The sequence below is a fragment of the Rhizobium sp. CG5 genome (assembly GCF_023701945.1).
Taxonomy (GTDB): Bacteria; Pseudomonadota; Alphaproteobacteria; order Rhizobiales; family Rhizobiaceae; genus Allorhizobium.
Genome location: NZ_JABAEF010000001.1, coordinates 255470 through 271596 on the forward strand (window position 1 = coordinate 255470; position 16127 = coordinate 271596).

Annotated in this window: 15 protein-coding genes and 1 tRNA gene; 11 read left to right on the forward strand and 5 right to left on the reverse strand. The window is 62.9% G+C overall.

The features are described 5' to 3' along the window. Positions 1–6 precede the first annotated feature (6 nt). Positions 7–1701 carry an ABC transporter permease gene (locus tag HGO38_RS01155; protein ID WP_250954088.1) on the forward strand — a complete coding sequence of 565 codons (1695 nt, stop codon included), beginning with the start codon at positions 7–9 and terminating at the stop codon, positions 1699–1701. Continuing rightward, complete coding sequence (locus HGO38_RS01160; protein ID WP_250954089.1) at positions 1689–2717, forward strand: ABC transporter ATP-binding protein; 1029 nt, start codon at positions 1689–1691, stop codon at positions 2715–2717. The genes HGO38_RS01155 and HGO38_RS01160 overlap by 13 nt, the downstream gene beginning before the upstream one ends. A gap of 18 nt (positions 2718–2735) precedes the next feature. Here HGO38_RS01160 and HGO38_RS01165 read toward each other — a convergent pair whose 3' ends face one another. Next, complete coding sequence (locus HGO38_RS01165; RefSeq protein WP_250954090.1) at positions 2736–3113, reverse strand: DUF4189 domain-containing protein; 378 nt, start codon at positions 3111–3113, stop codon at positions 2736–2738. Between the two features lie 160 nt (positions 3114–3273). Here HGO38_RS01165 and HGO38_RS01170 point away from each other — a divergent pair, with 160 nt between their 5' ends. The 4 genes from HGO38_RS01170 to HGO38_RS01185 all read left to right on the forward strand — a co-directional run bounded on the left by HGO38_RS01170 (position 3274) and on the right by HGO38_RS01185 (position 6311). After that, positions 3274–4383: an endonuclease/exonuclease/phosphatase family protein gene (locus tag HGO38_RS01170; RefSeq protein WP_250954091.1), complete on the forward strand. Its 1110-nt coding sequence runs from the start codon at positions 3274–3276 to the stop codon at positions 4381–4383. Next, entirely contained in the window at positions 4380–5120 is a 741-nt protein-coding gene (locus tag HGO38_RS01175; protein WP_250954092.1) for an NUDIX hydrolase, read from the forward strand. The genes HGO38_RS01170 and HGO38_RS01175 overlap by 4 nt, the downstream gene beginning before the upstream one ends. A 71-nt stretch (positions 5121–5191) precedes the next feature. Beyond that, complete coding sequence (locus HGO38_RS01180; protein WP_250954093.1) at positions 5192–6109, forward strand: PhzF family phenazine biosynthesis protein; 918 nt, start codon at positions 5192–5194, stop codon at positions 6107–6109. 126 nt (positions 6110–6235) lie between these two features. Further along, positions 6236–6311, forward strand: a tRNA-Lys gene (locus HGO38_RS01185). 177 nt (positions 6312–6488) lie between these two features. Here the strand turns inward: HGO38_RS01185 and HGO38_RS01190 are convergent. The 3 genes from HGO38_RS01190 to HGO38_RS01200 are packed head-to-tail and all read right to left on the reverse strand — an operon-like array spanning position 6489 to position 9246. Next, a complete protein-coding gene (locus HGO38_RS01190; RefSeq protein WP_250954094.1) occupies positions 6489–7271 on the reverse strand; it encodes a heme ABC transporter ATP-binding protein in 783 nt (260 codons plus the stop codon). Continuing rightward, a complete protein-coding gene (locus HGO38_RS01195; protein ID WP_250954095.1) occupies positions 7271–8356 on the reverse strand; it encodes a FecCD family ABC transporter permease in 1086 nt (361 codons plus the stop codon). Before HGO38_RS01195 ends, HGO38_RS01190 begins: the two co-directional genes overlap by 1 nt. Beyond that, positions 8353–9246, reverse strand: a complete 894-nt coding sequence (locus tag HGO38_RS01200) for a heme/hemin ABC transporter substrate-binding protein (protein ID WP_250954096.1) — start codon at positions 9244–9246, stop codon at positions 8353–8355. Before HGO38_RS01200 ends, HGO38_RS01195 begins: the two co-directional genes overlap by 4 nt. A gap of 298 nt (positions 9247–9544) precedes the next feature. Here HGO38_RS01200 and hmuQ point away from each other — a divergent pair, with 298 nt between their 5' ends. Beyond that, positions 9545–9886: a heme-degrading protein HmuQ gene (gene hmuQ, locus HGO38_RS01205; RefSeq protein ID WP_250954097.1), complete on the forward strand. Its 342-nt coding sequence runs from the start codon at positions 9545–9547 to the stop codon at positions 9884–9886. A gap of 8 nt (positions 9887–9894) precedes the next feature. Then, positions 9895–10416, forward strand: coding sequence for a heme utilization cystosolic carrier protein HutX (gene hutX / locus HGO38_RS01210; protein ID WP_250954098.1), 522 nt, complete (start codon positions 9895–9897; stop codon positions 10414–10416). A 32-nt stretch (positions 10417–10448) separates the two neighbouring features. On the opposite strand, the gene HGO38_RS01215 is transcribed toward hutX, so the two are convergent. Further along, on the reverse strand, positions 10449–11849 hold the full coding sequence (locus HGO38_RS01215; protein WP_250954099.1) for a M10 family metallopeptidase C-terminal domain-containing protein: 1401 nt from the start codon (positions 11847–11849) through the stop codon (positions 10449–10451). Positions 11850–12154: 305 nt separating this feature from the next. On the opposite strand from HGO38_RS01215, the gene HGO38_RS01220 reads away from it, so the two are divergent. The 3 genes from HGO38_RS01220 to HGO38_RS01230 all read left to right on the forward strand — a co-directional run bounded on the left by HGO38_RS01220 (position 12155) and on the right by HGO38_RS01230 (position 16103). Then, entirely contained in the window at positions 12155–14635 is a 2481-nt protein-coding gene (locus tag HGO38_RS01220) for a mechanosensitive ion channel family protein (RefSeq protein ID WP_502941487.1), read from the forward strand. A 129-nt stretch (positions 14636–14764) separates the two neighbouring features. Then, positions 14765–15028 carry a hypothetical protein gene (locus tag HGO38_RS01225; RefSeq protein WP_250954101.1) on the forward strand — a complete coding sequence of 88 codons (264 nt, stop codon included), beginning with the start codon at positions 14765–14767 and terminating at the stop codon, positions 15026–15028. A gap of 250 nt (positions 15029–15278) precedes the next feature. Then, on the forward strand, positions 15279–16103 hold the full coding sequence (locus HGO38_RS01230) for a response regulator (protein WP_250954102.1): 825 nt from the start codon (positions 15279–15281) through the stop codon (positions 16101–16103). Positions 16104–16127: the final 24 nt, after the last annotated feature.

The following is a 16127-nucleotide window of genomic DNA, read 5'->3' on the forward strand; positions in this document are numbered from 1 at the left end:
CGGTCCATGCCCTTGCCCTTTACCAAAGCGAACAGCCAGCCCCGCTGGCTGTTTCCGTTTGTTGCCACCGTCGTCTTTGCCTTTTGCGTCGTGCCGGTTCTGCGCCTGTTTCAGGCCGGGCTTACCGCGATCTGGCGGGGCAGTGCCTGGACACTCCTCACCGATGCCAACGTCTGGACGGCGGCGCTCAACACCCTGTCGACCTCGTTCTTCGGCATGGTCATTTCCGTTGTGATCGGCGGCGTTTTTGCGCTGGCGCTGACGCTTGCCGATATCCGCGGCAAGGGCCTTTTGAGCTTCCTGTTCATGCTGCCGACGATGATCCCGCCGCAGGTGACGGCCCTTGCCTGGGTCGGCATGACCGGGCCGTCGAGCCCGCTTTTGAAGACGGTTGGGCTGGCACCGCCGCTCGGCAGTCCGCAGCCGCTTTATTCGATCGCCGGTATTGCGCTGCTGCTCGGCGTGCAGCATGCACCGCTGGTGTTCCTGGCCCTGCGCGCCGGCCTGCTGGCCCTGCCGCGCGACGGCATCGAGGCGGCAAAGCTGTCCGGTGCTTCGCCGCGCCGCGTGCTGTTTGACATCATCCTGCCGCTGTCTTTGCCGGGGCTGATCGCCGGTGCGGCCATTGCCTTCGTGTCCGGCGTCGGCAATTTCGGCATTCCGGCGATCCTTGGCATCCCCGCCTCGATCTACACCCTGCCGACGCTGATCTACAGCCGTTTTGCCAGCTTCAGTGGCTCGACCTTCGGCGATATCGCCATGCTGTCCGGCATGATCGCGGTGATTGCGGTCGCCGGCATCGCCGTCCAGGAACAGGCGCTGAAGGGCCGGGACTACCGGGTGATCGGCCTATCGGGCAGTGCCGCGACCTTTCGGCTGGGTTTCATCCGCCCGATCGTGGAGGCTCTGCTATGGCTGGTGCTGGTGGCGATCCTCGTGCTGCCGCTGCTGGCGCTGATCGCCGGATCGCTGGTGCCGGCCTATGGCGTGGTACTGTCTTTCAAAAGCATCTCGTTCCATGCCTATGAAGAGATCCTGTTTCGCCAGAGCGTGACGCGCACGGCCTTTTCCAACTCGCTGTTTCTGGCCAGCGTGACATCGCTCGGCCTGCTGGTGATCTCCGTGCTGACCGCCTATGCGCTCACCCGCGGGCGAGGACGTTTTACGACGATCGTCTCGGCGATGATCGAAATTCCTTACGCGCTGCCGGGCATCGTGATTTCGGTTGCCTTCATCCTGGTGTTTGCCGCGCCGATCCCGCTGCTTGGGGTAACGATCTACGGGACGATCTGGATCATCCTGGCGGCCTATGTCTCGAGCTTCTTTGCGGTCGGTCTGAAACCTGTCATCAGCGCCTTTCGCCAGCTCGATCCGGCGCTCGAAGAGGCGGCAAGGCTGTCCGGCGCCGGGTTCTATCGCCGGCTGGTCGACATCATCGTGCCGCTGATCGCACCCGCTGCGGGCGCCTCGGTCATCCTGGTCTTCCTGATCGCCTGCAACGAGCTGACCGTGTCGGCGCTGTTGTGGTCGGCCGGCACCCAGACGCTGGGCGTGGCGATCTACAATCTCGACGACAGCGGATCCTACGATCTGGCCGCCGCCCTGTCGGTGCTGGTGGTCGGCATGGTGACGGTGTTGATGCTGCTCTTGGAACTGATGGCAGCGACGCTGCCGAAAGGAGTCGTGCCTTGGCGCAACTGATCTTGCACAAACTCTCCAAGGACTATGGGACCGGCAAGCCTGCCGTCAGCGATGTTTCGCTGACCGTGCGCGAAGGCGGTTTCCTGGCGCTGCTCGGGCCGTCCGGCTGCGGCAAGACCACCGTGCTGCGCATGATCGCCGGCTTCGAGGCGCCGAGCGAGGGCTCGATCCTGCTCGGCGAACGGCTCCTGGCGGATGCCGCCGGCATAGTGCCGCCGGAAAAGCGCAACATGGCGATGGTGTTCCAGTCTTATGCGCTCTGGCCGCATATGAGCGTCGCCGACAATGTCGGCTATCCCTTGAAAGTGCGCGGCATTTCCGGCGAGCGCTACCAGGCAGCGGTGCGCGAAGCGCTGGCGACGGTGCGGCTGGAAGCCTATGCGGCGAGGCGTCCGGCGGATCTTTCCGGCGGCCAGCGGCAGCGCGTCGCTTTGGCACGCTGCCTGGTGACAGCGCCCGATGTGGTGCTGCTGGACGAGCCGCTTGCCAATCTCGACCGGCACCTGCGCCAGGAAATGGAGGAGACCTTTCGCGAATTCCATATCCGCTCCGGCGCGACGATGGTCTTTGTGACCCATGACCAGAGCGAGGCCATGGCGCTGGCGACCGACGTCGCCGTGATGGCGGAAGGGCGGCTGCTGCAGGTCGCGCCGCCCGCCGAGATCTACGCGCGGCCGGAGGGCCGAGCGGTTGGCGCGCTGGTCGGCAAAGGGAGCATCCTGCAACTGCCGATGGCCGATACACCCCGCCGCGACCTCGACTGGACAGCGCTGGCCGAACCGCTGTCGCAGCCGGACGAGCGGCTGCCCAAGGTCGATGTTCTGGTCCGGCCGCAGGATGTTGTGATCGGTCCGGACGGCGTTGCGGCAACCGTCGAGACGGCGATCTTCGAGGGCGAGCGTTATGCCGTGCGGCTCGCGCTGTCCGACGGGCAGAGCCTGCGCGCCTTCAGCCGCACGGCCATCCGGCCGGGCGAGCGGGTTGCGGTGATCGTCAAGGCCGGCTGGCGGCTCTGAGCTGGCGTGTCGCGCAGATCAGCGGGCGTCGGAACACTGCCAGCGGATGGTGCGGCAGCCGCGCGTGTTGCGGCTGCAGACCTTCATCGCTTCATATTCGGCCCGCGCCCGGTCGTCGCCCCAGCCCGAGCCCCAGCCGTTCGGCCCGGCGGCCAGGGCGCCGCAGGCATTCTGGAACCAGATCGCCACGCGGCAATCGTCTGCATATTGGGAGCAGGCGTTGAGGGCCTTGCGCTCGGCGATCCGGCGGGTGTCGTGGGAATGCGACCAGCCGGTCGATCCGGTGGCGGGCGAATAGGCGAGCGCCCCAAAGCCTTCGGCCGAAGCGTTACCGGGCAAAAGCGTTGACGTCAGGACGGCGAGGCAGGTGATGATCTTGATGATTGGCAGGCGCATGGATGAAGTCTCCCCCTAGAGTTTTCGGGAGCAATGATAGCGTCGAGGAAAAGCCCGCCCTAGCGGAATATCGCCGCAAACCTGGCTTTAATTGGGTCGTGCCTTTGCTATTGGCGGCCCGCGTCGTAGGCTGCAGACCGCCCCAACCGAAAGCTCATTCATGTCCCTGCGCCTGGCCACCTTCAATGTCGAAAACCTGATGACCCGCTTCGATTTCACCGGCTTTCGCAACCAGTTGCGCCAGGACCGGGTGATGAAGCTGTTCGAGATCAAGGACGAGCGGGCCTATGAGGCGCTCGAATCGGCCCGCGTCGTGGCCTCGACCGACGATACAAGACAGCTCTCGGCGCTGGCGATCGCCGATGCCGACGCAGACATTCTCTGCCTGCAGGAGATCGACAATATGGAGGCCTTGTCGGCCTTCGAGTACGGCTATCTGTTTCGCATGGTCGGCAATGGCTACCGGCAGAAATACCTGGTCGAAGGCAATGACAGCCGCGGCATCGATGTCGGCGTTGTCATGCGCGAGGAGACGCGCGACGGCCAGAAGATCGAACTGGTCGATATCAAGAGCCATGCGGCGCTGACCTATCGCGACCTGAAGCCATTCGTTCCGGGGCTGGTCAGTCCGAACAGCGAAGACGACAAGATCTTCAAGCGCGATTGCCTGGAACTCGACCTGCGGATCGGCGGGCAGCCGCTGACGCTTTATGTCGTGCATCTGAAATCGATGAGCGGCAATCGCGACGGCCTGGATGGGCGGACCTCGACCATGCCGATCCGCCAGGCCGAGGTGAGCGCCGTGCGCCATATCATCGAGAACCGTTTTGGCCGCGACCGTACTGCTGCGATGAATTTTGCGATCTGCGGCGACATGAACGACTATCAGGAGCGCGTTGACGTGATCGGCAGCCGCAGGCTCGGATACCGGTTCGAGCATCGTGCCGACCTGCCAAGCGCGCTCGACGGGTTGAGCCATGACGGCTTTGCCGAAAATCCGATGCTGCGGCGTGATCCGCTGGACCGCTGGACACTCTACCATGCCCGCGGGCCGGAGGAGCAGCATCTGTGCCAACTCGACTATATCTGGCTGTCGCCGGCGCTTTCACGCCTGAACGCGACGCGGGTGCCGGAGATCATCCGCGCCGGCCAGCCGTTTCGAACCGTCTTTCCGCCCGGTCAGGAGGTCGAGCGCTTTCCGCGCATCGGTTGGGATCGTCCCAAAGCCTCCGACCATTGCCCCATTGTCATTACCCTGGACCTCAAATGACCCTGCACACTGTCGACGACCATCTGCACTGGCCAGCGGAAGAAACGGTCTTTCCGGTTTCGGAGATCCGCTTGCGGATTTCTGACGGCGACTATCCGTTTCCGCCCGAGGTGGAGGCCGCAGCGGCTGACAACTGGAGCCGCGAGATCGCTGCCAATCCCGCGCTTTTCAACGGCCGGATGCTGTTTCAGCGGCGCCTGTCGATGGGTGGCGACACGATTGCCGGGGAGGGGCACGTCATCCCGTATGCGACCTATCTTTGGTGGCGCCGCCAGGCGGAGCCGTCCTTCGGCTATCACCTGTTCGCCCTGCCGGTGCCGGTGTCGAGCGATGGGGCTGTGATTGCCGTGCGCATGTCGCCGCATACCGCCAATCCGGGACAGGTCTATTGCGCGGCGGGTTCGCTCGAGCCTGGCGACGTCGTCGACGGCCATGCCGATCTGGGCGCCAATATGGCGCGCGAGGTGATGGAGGAAACCGGCCTTGATCTGGGCGAGGCGCAAGCCGATCCGCAGTTTTATGCCAGCTATCGCCAGCGTCGCGTCACCGTGTTCCGGCTTTACCGCTTTGCGCTTACGGCCGACGAGATGCTGGAGCGCATCGCGGCGCATATGGCGGTGGACGAGGAAAAGGAGATATCCGGAGCTGTTGCCATCCGCTCGGCCGATCCGCAGGCCCATGCCTACAACCGCGCCATGCTGCCGATGCTCGACTGGTATTTCAACAGGCCTAACTAGTCCTTTGCTTGCATGCCAATCGATGCTCGGGCAGTCTGCGGCACCAGACCGCAGGACAGAGGGAGAATCGATTGGCCCGTCATTACAGCGTCTATGATGTTTTCACCGACAGAAAGCTTGCCGGCAACCCGCTGGCGGTGATTTTCGACGGTGAAGGCTTGAGCGATGAGGCCATGCAGGCCATTGCCCGGGAGCTCAATCTGTCGGAAACGGTGTTCGTGCAGACGGCAGCCAATCCGACCCATGCCGCCAAGCTGCGCATCTTCACGCCAGGGCGCGAATTGCCGTTTGCCGGGCATCCGACCGTCGGCACGGCGATTGCGCTGGCAGAGCGCTCCTATGACGGCAGCAATGGCGGTCTGGATCTGGTCTCGGTGCTGGAGGAAAATGTCGGGCCGGTGCGCTGCGCTGTGCGGATTCGCGACGGCGAGGCGAGCTTTGCCGAATTCGACCTGCCCCGGACCTCGCAACAGGTGCAATTGCCGCTCGACAGACAGGGCCTGGCCGATGCGCTCAGCGTCAAGGTGAGCGATATCGGCTTTGAAAACCACGTGCCGGCGGTCTGGAGTGCCGGTGTGCCGTTCCTGTTGTTGCCGCTGCACAATCTTGCCGCCGTCGAAACGCTCGAATTCGACCCGCAGCTTTGGGAGCGCACGGCGCCGTTCAGCAATGGGGCGCTGGCCTCTGCCTATGTCTATTGCCGCGGCGGCGTTCACCATGCCGCGAAATTCCACGCCCGCATGTTCGGCTCCGGCATGGGCATTTCCGAGGATCCGGCAACGGGATCGGCGGTGGCGGCGCTGTCGGGGGCCATCCACCTGTTCGACGGGCTGCCGGACGGTCATCATCCGGTGCTGATCGAGCAGGGCGTGGAGATGGGACGGCCGTCCTTCATTCACCTGCATATCGACGTGAAGGACGGGGAGATTTCCCGGGCGCGGATCGGTGGCCAAGCGGTGCGAATTGCCACCGGAATGCTCGACCTTTGAAAACAAAGGGTTTTTCCGGATTTGTGGAAAATATTTGACAGACAGGCGAAGAATTTTCGCTTGTCGGCTGGACAAGCCCGAATATCCTGTTTATACGCCCGGTCACGCCACCAGAACGGCGCGGATGGGTGATTAGCTCAGTTGGTAGAGCAGCTGACTCTTAATCAGCGGGTCGTAGGTTCGAACCCTACATCACCCACCAAAATACAAATTTCCGCTGAAAATTCAGATGCAGAAAAAAAAGCCGCTTCCAGCGGTGTCTCTGTTTGTTCCGGGTCCGAAAGCCTGATGTTCATCGGATGTTCCGGAATTTTCTCCCCGACTGTCAAATCTTGCCTGTGGATAACTGTGGATAACCTCTGAGCCGGCTAAATGCCGGTCAGCGGTGGCGCGATTGCGGCAGGACGTAGGGAATCCTGTCGGCAGGCGGGCGGCCGACGGCACCTGAGATGCCGTAGACATCGGCGATCACCGTGTCGTGAATGGTGTCGGCCGGCGGCCCTTCGGCAAAGATCCGGCCCTGGTGCAGGACGACCAGATGATCGGCGAATTCGGCGGCGAGATTGAGGTCGTGCAGGATGGCAAGCACCGCTCCGCCGTCCCGCACAAAATCCCGGGCGATCTCCAGCACCGCAATCTGGTGGCCGATATCAAGGCTTGAGGTCGGCTCATCGAGGAACAGGGCCTTGGCGCCGTCATCGTCCGTGGCGGTCGGCACCTGGGCCAGCACCCGTGCAAACTGCACCCGCTGCTGCTCGCCGCCCGACAGCGCCCGATAGGGCCGCCCTTCGAAGCCGGCAAGCCCTACTCTTGCCAGCGCCTGGCGGGCAGAGCGGCCGGGGTCCGCGCTGCCATGGGCGATGGCGCCCATGCGCACGACTTCCAGCGCTGTGAAGGGGAAGGACAGGACCGTGCTTTGCGGCAGCACGGCGCGCCGTGCGGCAAGCTCGGCCGCCGTCATGTGGGCAACGGGACGATCCTCATAAAGAACCGTGCCGTGGTCGGCTCTGATCTCTCCCGACAGCACCTTCAGCAGCGTCGACTTGCCGGCACCGTTGGGGCCGATGATCACGGTGAAGGTGTTTGGCCGAAGCGTCAGGGTGATGGTGTCGATCAGCCGGCGGCCGGAGCGTATGAGCGTGACATTGTCGGCCGATATCATCAGAGACCTTCCATGGCGGATCGGCCGTTCTTGCCGAGCAGCAGCACGAGAAAGACCGGAGCGCCGAGCATGGCGGTGATGATGCCGATCGGCAGTTCGGCCGGCGCCACCACGGTGCGGGCCATGCTGTCGGCCAGCAGCAGCAGGCTGGCACCGCCCAGCGCCGAGGCCGGCAGCAGGAAGCGGTGCGACGGGCCGATCAAGAGGCGCAACAGATGCGGCACGACGATGCCGACAAAGGAGATCGATCCGGCGACCGCCACCGTGGCGCCGCAGGCCGCCGCCACGGCCAGAATGACGATGCGCTTCAGCCGCTGCACCGGCACGCCCATATGGTAGGCCGCCGCATCGCCGAGCACCAGCGCGTCGAGGCCGCGGGCGACAAACGGGATGGTGGCCAGCACCGCCAGGATGAAGGGCAGGATCGAGGCCGCCTTGGCATAGGTGGCGCCGCCGAGCGAGCCGAGGCTCCAGAAGGTGATGTCGCGCAGCGCCCGGTCGTCGGCCATGAAGATCAGCAGGCCGGTGCCGGCCGCGCACATGGCGCCGATGGCGATGCCGGACAGGATGAGCACGGTGGTCGAGGTCTGGCCATTGCGGGTGGCGATGGCATAGAGCAGGACCGTGTTGGTCAGACCGCCGAAAAAGGCCATCAGCGGCAGAAACTGATTGCCGAGCAGCATCTGCAGGGGTGCCAGCACCGTGGTGCCGAGCACGATGGCACAGACGGCGGCAAGGGCTGCACCGGAGGTGACGCCGACAAGGCCGGGGTCGGCAAGTGGATTGCGGAACAACCCTTGCATCATGGCGCCCGACACGCCCAGGCCCGCACCGACCAGCAGCGCCAGCGCGGTGCGCGGCAGGCGCACCGCTTCGAGGATGACCAGATCCTGGGTGGCAAGCCCGCCTACGCCCGAGAGATGGCGCCACAGGTCGCCAAGGCCGACGCCGGTCGGGCCGCTGGCAAGCGAGACGAGGCTGGCGAGCCCCAGCAGGGCGACCAGGGCGAGATTGACCGCAAGGCCGAAGCCGCTGCGGTCGCCGGTCAGACCGGCGCTGGAGCGCCGCAGCAGGGACAGGGTCACGGCTTGATGGTCTCGGGATAGAGTTTGGCGGCCAGGTCGCGCGCCGCGTCTGCGGTGCGGGGGCCGAGGCCGAGCAGATAGAGGCCTTCCATGGCGATGAAGGCGCCCGTCTGTCCGGCGGGGCTCGATTTCAGGGCCGGCACGGCAAAGGCCTGTTCGGCGGTGACATGCATGGCGGCGTGATCCATGACCAGCACGACATCGGGGGCCGCGGCAATCAGCGCCTCGTCGCTCATCGGCTTGTAGCCATGGGCATCGCCTGCCGCATTGACGCCGCCGGCAAGGGCGATCATCGCATCGGCGGCGGTGGCCGAACCGGCGGCCATGACGCGACCATTGGCGAAGGACAGGACGAACAGCACGCGCTTCTTCGGTTCGGCGATGCCATCGATATCGGCTTTCAGGGCCGCAAGACGGTCCGTCACGGAATGGGCCAGGGCGGCGGCTTCCTGTGGTTTGCCGACGGCCGCGCCAACGGCTTCGATCTTCGGAGCGATACCGTCGGGGCTCGGTGGTGCCGGAATGCTGACAACAGGCGTGCCGCTCGCGTCAAGGATCGCCATGGCTTCGACCGGGCCGGCACCGGATTCGGCGAGAATGAGGTCCGGCTTCTGGGCAAGGATGCCTTCGGCGGACAGTTGCCGCATATAGCCGACATTCGGCTTCGACGTGACGGCTTGCGGATAGGTGCTGGTGGTGTCGATGGCGACGATCCGGTCGCCGGCGCCCAGCGCATAGAGGATTTCCGTGACCGTGCCGCCGATCGAGACGATGCGCCGGGCATCGGGATAGGGGCCTTGCGCCAAAGTGGGCACAGCCGCCAACAATGTCGCGCCGGCCAGGGTCGTGATGCCAAGCGACAGAGCGCCAAACATTCTTTTCAAGTGCATGTGATCATTGTCCTATCTGCCGATCATGCCGTCACGGTTTTGAAACGATGAGGGCGTCCCGGAGCCGAAAATACGATGGCAATGGCGCCGTCTGTCAGCGACATTTAACTTGACTATAATGCACAAGTTTAAATAAGAAGGCAACACCGCGACGGACGCGGACCTGTGCTGCCGGCAAGCGCGAATGCGGGATTTTCGGCGCCAAGGCTTTGTCCGTTGGCCGTTTCAGGAGTACTATCGGTCACCGCCGCGCGGCCGATGGTCTGACTTGCACCAGAACCGAGAGGAATTTCGATCAATGTATATCGCTATGAACCGTTTTCGCGTCGTTCCCGGTTTCGAGGAAGCGTTCGAGGCCCAGTGGCTGAACCGTCAGGGCCGTCTGTCGGAAGTGCCGGGCTATATCGAATTCCAGATGCTCAAGGGTCCAAAGGCCGAGGATCACACGCTCTACGCATCGCATACCGTCTGGGACACCTATGAGTCCTTCGTCGCCTGGACCAAGTCCGAGCAGTTCCGCGCGGCCCATGCGCGCGCCGGCGAGAGCAAGGTGCAATATCTGTCCGGTCCGCATTTCGAAGGTTTCGAGGTGATCATCAGCGAAGACAGCGCCGGCAATCGCCGTTCGCAGGCCGCTTGAGTTCAGCCATGGATACGATCGGGACAGACAAGGATAGCCGTATCGAACGGGCGAGGGCGGCTCTGGCCGAGAAGCCGGACGGCGTGGTCGAGGCCATTGCCACCTCGGCCGATGTGACGCCGGCCGAGGTGCTGGCGCTGCTTGCGGACGGAGCGGCGAAGATCGTTTCTGCCGATCTGTTTGCCGAGATCTGGCAGGAATTCGGCAGCTGGGGCGAGGTGCTGATGATCGTCCACACGCAGGATATCGTGCTGGAAGTGGTCGGCTCGCTGCCGGCCGGCAGCGAAGGCCATGGCTGGTTCAACATTCATGGCGACAGCCCGATCGGCGGCCACATCCGCAAGGATCGCTGCGCCTCGATCGCCTTCATCGACCGCGCCTTCCATGGCCGGCGCTCCTGTTCGATCTGGTTCATGAATGCCGATGGGCACGCGATGTTCAAGCTGTTCGTGCGCCGCGACGCACAGAAGGAACTGCTCGCCGACCAACTGGAAAAATTCGAGGCGCTCAGCGCCCGCCTAGCCGCCTGACCAGTCGATGGTATGGCCCGGTTTACCGGGCGTCAGAGCAGAAAATCCGAGGCTGTGAGGTCGTGATGGCCGATCAGGATGATTTTCAGATCGGCGGCGGCGTCACCATTGACGTCGCCTTCGATGATCGTGCGGGCATTGCTGCCGGTGCCGGTCTGTGACCATTTGAGCTCGCCGGCATGGCGGGTGAAGGCGGCTCCTTCGGTGGCGAGAAAAGAGAAGGCGTATCCCGCCGCCTGGCCAGTGCCATCGATATGGGACAGGTCGATGCGGTCCTGGCCGCTGACGAAGCCGGAGATCACGTCAGCCTGGCTCGGCCGGCTGTCGGACAGGGCGTTGAAATCAAAGACATCGCGGCCGGCACCGCCGAACAGCCGGTCGGCGCCTGCGCCGCCCTGCAGCCAATCATTGCCGTTTCCGCCATAGAGCCGGTCGTTACCGCCATTGCCGATCAGTGCATCGGTGCCGTTGCCGCCTTCGAGCCGGTTGGCGCTGGCGCTTCCCACCAGCAGGTCGGCATCGTTGGCCGCGCTGTCATGGCTGGTGCCGTCGCCCTTCAAGGTGGTCAGTGTGCCGTCGGCGACCTGCAATTCTTCAAGCGCGAGGCCGGAGCCGATCTTGTAGGTGGCTTTCAGCCGGGTCATGGCCGGCGCCATTTCGTCGAGGATTGTCTCGATGCCGGATTCGCCCTTGATTTCCGCGGCATTGGTCGGCGACCAGAGCGCTTCATAGGACAGAATCTTGTCGCGATGGGTGGCATACATGACACCGGCGTCAAGGGCTTGCGCGGTGCTGGCTTTGCCATCGGTGTCGAACAGCTGGAAGCGCTCGGCCTCGACATAGCGGCGATTGGCAATGCCGGCGATCTTGCTGCCGTTGGAATTGTAGCGGATCTCGTACCAGGCTTCGGCCCGGTCGCCCGCGAGGATCGCCGCCTTGAGGTCGGGACCCAGCAGGGAGGGATTGTTATAGGCGAGCGAAAACAGCACGGCCCGTTCGGTCGAGTTGGGAATGCCGGACAGCCAGCGGTCGACATAGCCGTCATAGGTCGGGGCGATGGCGGTCAGGGCCGCGCTGATCTGGCTGGAATTGGCAAAGACGAAGGAGACCGGAACGGCGCTGTCACGGCTGTCATGCCAGGTTTTCATCACGGCATCGAGCCGCTTTTGCAAAAGTGCGGTCTGGCCGCTTGAATAGTCGGCGTCGACCACGGTCTGAAGGCGATCGAGCAGCGTCGCACTATAATGGCTTTTTCCGACCATCGCGGTCAGCACTGAGGCCAGATTGTATTTGAGATTGAAACCAATGCCGATGGTCGGATCGCCGACGACGTCGAGATAAGGCTTGGAGGTGGCGCCTTCGAGCAGGATCAGCAGATCGGCACGGGTGGTGCGGTAGGTAGCGGTGCTGCCGATCGTGTTCCAGTTCAGCACGGAGGGTCTCCCGGTGGGCGCGTTTCAAAGGATACTACCGGCCGGACCAAAAGATTCGGTAAGAAAAGACGGTAAATGGAGTTTATCGGGCGCCGGCATGGCGGTCGCGCCGGGGCGAACGGCACGCTCTGCTCTTGTCTGCCGCCCCTTGCTTTTCTTCGCCATGCAATCGCCCTATGGTTCGGCCAGAGGTCGTCGGCCGCTTCGATCATGGCTGAGCTAAGGAACAGATTTTGCAACGGTTAAAGACTACTTTCTCGATCTGCCGGACGACGGCACTGCTGCTCTTCCTGGCGATCTCTGCCATGCCTTTGCTGTCGCCCCGCCTCGCCATGGCGCAGGATCCGCTCCTGACAGCGCCGGCGGACCCCGTCGGGACGGCACAGACCCGGATCCCGGAGGCGCAAAAGCAGCTCGATTCGCTGCGGGCCTCCGTCGAGGCCGATGCGAAGGACGATACCAAGCTGGTCGATGACAAGGCGAAGGCGGACACGCTGGCCCGCGACATGCTGCAGGTCACGGTCGACATCAGGCCGCGATTTGAAGAGATCAAGACGCGCCTCGAACAGCTGGGCGACGCGCCGAAGGATGGCCAGCCTGCCGAAGCGCCGGAGGTTTCCGACGAGCGCAGCAAGCTGGTGGCAGAGCGCCTGGAGATCAACACCCTGACCGGCAAGGCGGAAGATGTGTCGATCGGCGCGACACAGCTCTCCAATGCCATCACCAAGATCCGCCGCGAATTGTTTGCAAACCAGATTCTTGCGCATACCGATCTGTCCGGGGCGGTGCTTTCCGAAGCCTGGACCTCTTTTGGCGCCGAAATCCAAAATTTCAACCGCACCGTCGGCAGCTGGCTAAGTTTTGTCTGGAAGTTCAAGCGCTTGCAGCTGGGCATTGCCATCATGCTGTCACTGGCCATGGCGCTGATCCTGCTGACCGCCGAATATCGCCTGTTCGGGTCTTTGATCAAGCGTGATCCGGCAGCGCAGAATCCGGCCTATATGAGCCGGTTCTCGGTGGCTTTCTGGTCGACGATCCTTCCGACATTGGCAATCGCTGCCTTTCTGCTGGGATCGTATTTCTTCCTCTATACCTTCAATGTCCTGCGTCCGGACATTGCGTCGATCATCTCGGGTGCCTTCGCGTTGATCGGCTTGATGTTTTTCGTATCAAAGCTGACGCGCGCGGTGCTGGCACCGGGAGCATCGACCTGGCGGTTGGTGCGGGTCTCCGACCGCGGCGCCCGCGACCTGGAATATGCCATTCTGGCCATGGCGCTGATCAACGGTGCCGATTACGTGCTCGGCTCGATCAGCGAGACCTTGGGCTCGCCAGTGGTGCTGACCGTCATCAAAAGCCTGGTTTCCGCCGTTCTGGTGGGATTAATCATCGTCATCGTGTCCTTCATGAAACCGGTGATCGCCAAGCATGACGAGGCTTCCGTCGAGGGAAGACCGTGGCCGCGCTGGGTGATCGCCACCATGCGCCTGACCGGGGCCGGCCTCATTCTGGCGGGCCTGACGGGCTATGTCGGCCTGTCGCGCTTCCTGGCAACCCAGTTGATCCTGAACGGCGCGGTGATCGCCACCATGTATATCGGCATTCGATCGGGCCGGGCCGTGTCGGCACCCAATCAGTTCGGCGAGACACTGGTCGGCCGATTTTTGCACAAGCGCCTGGCCCTGTCGCCGGTGGCGCTCGACCAGTCGGGTATTGTCGCTGGCCTGCTGATCTATGTCTTTGTCCTGGTGATCGGCATTCCGCTGACCCTGATGTCCTGGGGCTTCCAGCCGCGCGATCTGCAGTTGTGGTTCTTCAATCTCTTCACCGAGATCAACCTGGGCAATATCCGCATCTCGATTGTCGGCATCCTGGGCGGCGTGCTGCTGTTTGCCCTCGGGCTGGTGGCGACCCGCTGGTTCCAGAAATGGCTCGACGGCAATGTCATGGCGCGCTCCCATGTCGATACCGGCGTGCGCAATTCCGTGCGCACCGGCATTGGCTATCTCGGGACGGGGCTGGCCACTCTGATCGGCATTTCGGCGGCCGGCATCGATCTGTCCAGCCTGGCACTGGTGGCCGGTGCCCTGTCGCTCGGGATCGGCTTCGGCCTGCAGAATATCGTCTCGAATTTCGTCTCGGGTCTCATCCTGCTGGTCGAGCGACCGTTCAAGGTCGGAGACTGGGTCGCAACCGGCACGACGGAGGGCTTTGTCCGCAAGATTTCGGTGCGCGCCACCGAGATCGAGACATTCCAGCGCCAGACGATCATCGTGCCGAATTCGGAGCTGATCAATGCCTCGGTCGGCAACTGGACCCACCGCAATACGCTGGCCCGCGTCGATATTCTGGTCGGGGTCAGCTATGACAGCGATCCCCGACAGGTCATCCGGATCTTGACCGAGATCGCCGGCGAGCAGCCGGGCGCCTTGCGCAATCCGGAACCCTTCGTGGTCTTCCTGTCCTTCGGCGCGTCGTCGCTCGATTTCCAGCTGAGTTTTTACGTTGCCGACGTGCTCAACAGCCTGGGCGTCAAGAACGAGACGCGGATCCGGATCATCGAGCGCTTCCGCGACGAAGGCATCGAAATGCCATTCCCCCATCAGGATGTGCGTATCCTGATGCGAGCGGGGGAAGCCGACATAAAGCGAAAGGAGGGCGCCGATGACGATCATGCAAAGGCGCCTTCGGAACGGCTCGAGGCCGGGACGCCGTCCAAGCAACAGCCGCCCGTGGAGCGGGGCGATTTGCAAGACGACCCCTCTGATGACACACTCGGCAGATGAACTGCGCATTCAGCCTGGGTTCAGTTCCTGAGCGATAGACAATGGCCCATGCTCTTCCTTCGTGGTGCGTCTGTCGCCATGGATTAAGCGGCGGCAATCAGAGGACGGCGCCAAGGCGCTGGGATCGACATGGCAAGACTTGTTTTGGCACTGCTTGTTGCTGCGGCAACCGCGTCCGGCGCGCTCGCCGCGTCCATTACCAATGCGGGCGAGGCGACCGTGACGCTGACCATTGTGGAAGACGGCACCAAGACGAATGTTGCCATCGATGCCGGCGCAACCGAAGCCATGTGTCCGAAGGGCTGTTTCGTCACGCTGCCGAATGGAGACCGCATCGGTCTGGTCGGCAACGAATCCGTCGAAATCAAGAACGGTGCCGCCCTGATCAAGTAGGTCAGCGCACGGCAACCGCGTTTTGGCTGAGGCAGGCGTCTTCCCTCCAGCGCCCTTTGCGTCTGCCTGCGCCGCTGGGCGGATAGCCCGTTATGCTTGCCCATCTGCAAGAAAAACCCAAAAGAAACGCATTATTACCTTTGAATATAAGGAGGGTTTCGGGTCTTCTTGGCCATATTTGGCGGATTAACGGTTCTGCAAGCCGTTTGGAGTATTGTGTTCAACAGTTCTCTCACGACGAAGGCGCGCCATGACTTTCCTAGGTGTTTCCGGAATGCAGTATTCCGGAGAGTCATTTCCCGATGTACGAATTATCGTCGCGGAAGATTCCAATGTGTTTACTTCGATGATCGGAACTCGGCTCAAAGAGCTGTTCGGCATCGATGCGGAAATCTGCAGAACCTTTGAGGATCTTCAGGCCGCCAACGAGCTTTCAGAAGAGCCTGTTACTCTGGCGATTTCGAACATCAACCTGCCGGGCGCCGAAAATGGCGAGGCGCTTGAGTATCTGCTCGATCTCAACATTCCGACGATTGTCTTTACCGGCACCTTTCAGGAAAAGACCCGCGAGAAACTTCTGGCGCAGGATATCGTCGACTACATCCTCAAGGACAATATCTTCGCCGTCGAGATGCTGGCGGAATCGGTCTGCCGCTTCCTCACCAACCACCGCCACCATGTTCTGATCGTCGACGACAGCCCGACGGCACGGGCCCTTTTGTCCAGCCGCCTGAAGCGCTACAATTTCCGGGTCAGCACCGCCGAGAACGGCGCCAAGGCCCTGGACACCCTCAAGGCCAACAAAGATATCGGCCTTGTCGTGACCGACTACAACATGCCGGATATCGACGGCTTCGAACTGACCCGCCGCATACGCGCGGTGCGTGGATCCCATGAACTGCGGATCATCGGCGTCTCCTCGTCAAGCGATCGGCTGCTCTCGGCCCGGTTCCTGAAAGTGGGCGGCAATGATTTCATGCTGCGGCCTTTCATCGACGAGGAATTCTATTGCCGCGTCAACCAGAACCTCGACACGCTGGTGCAGATCAGGGCCGGCCAGCAGCGGCGTGCATAAGGCAGCCCCGTGACAGGTCCGTCT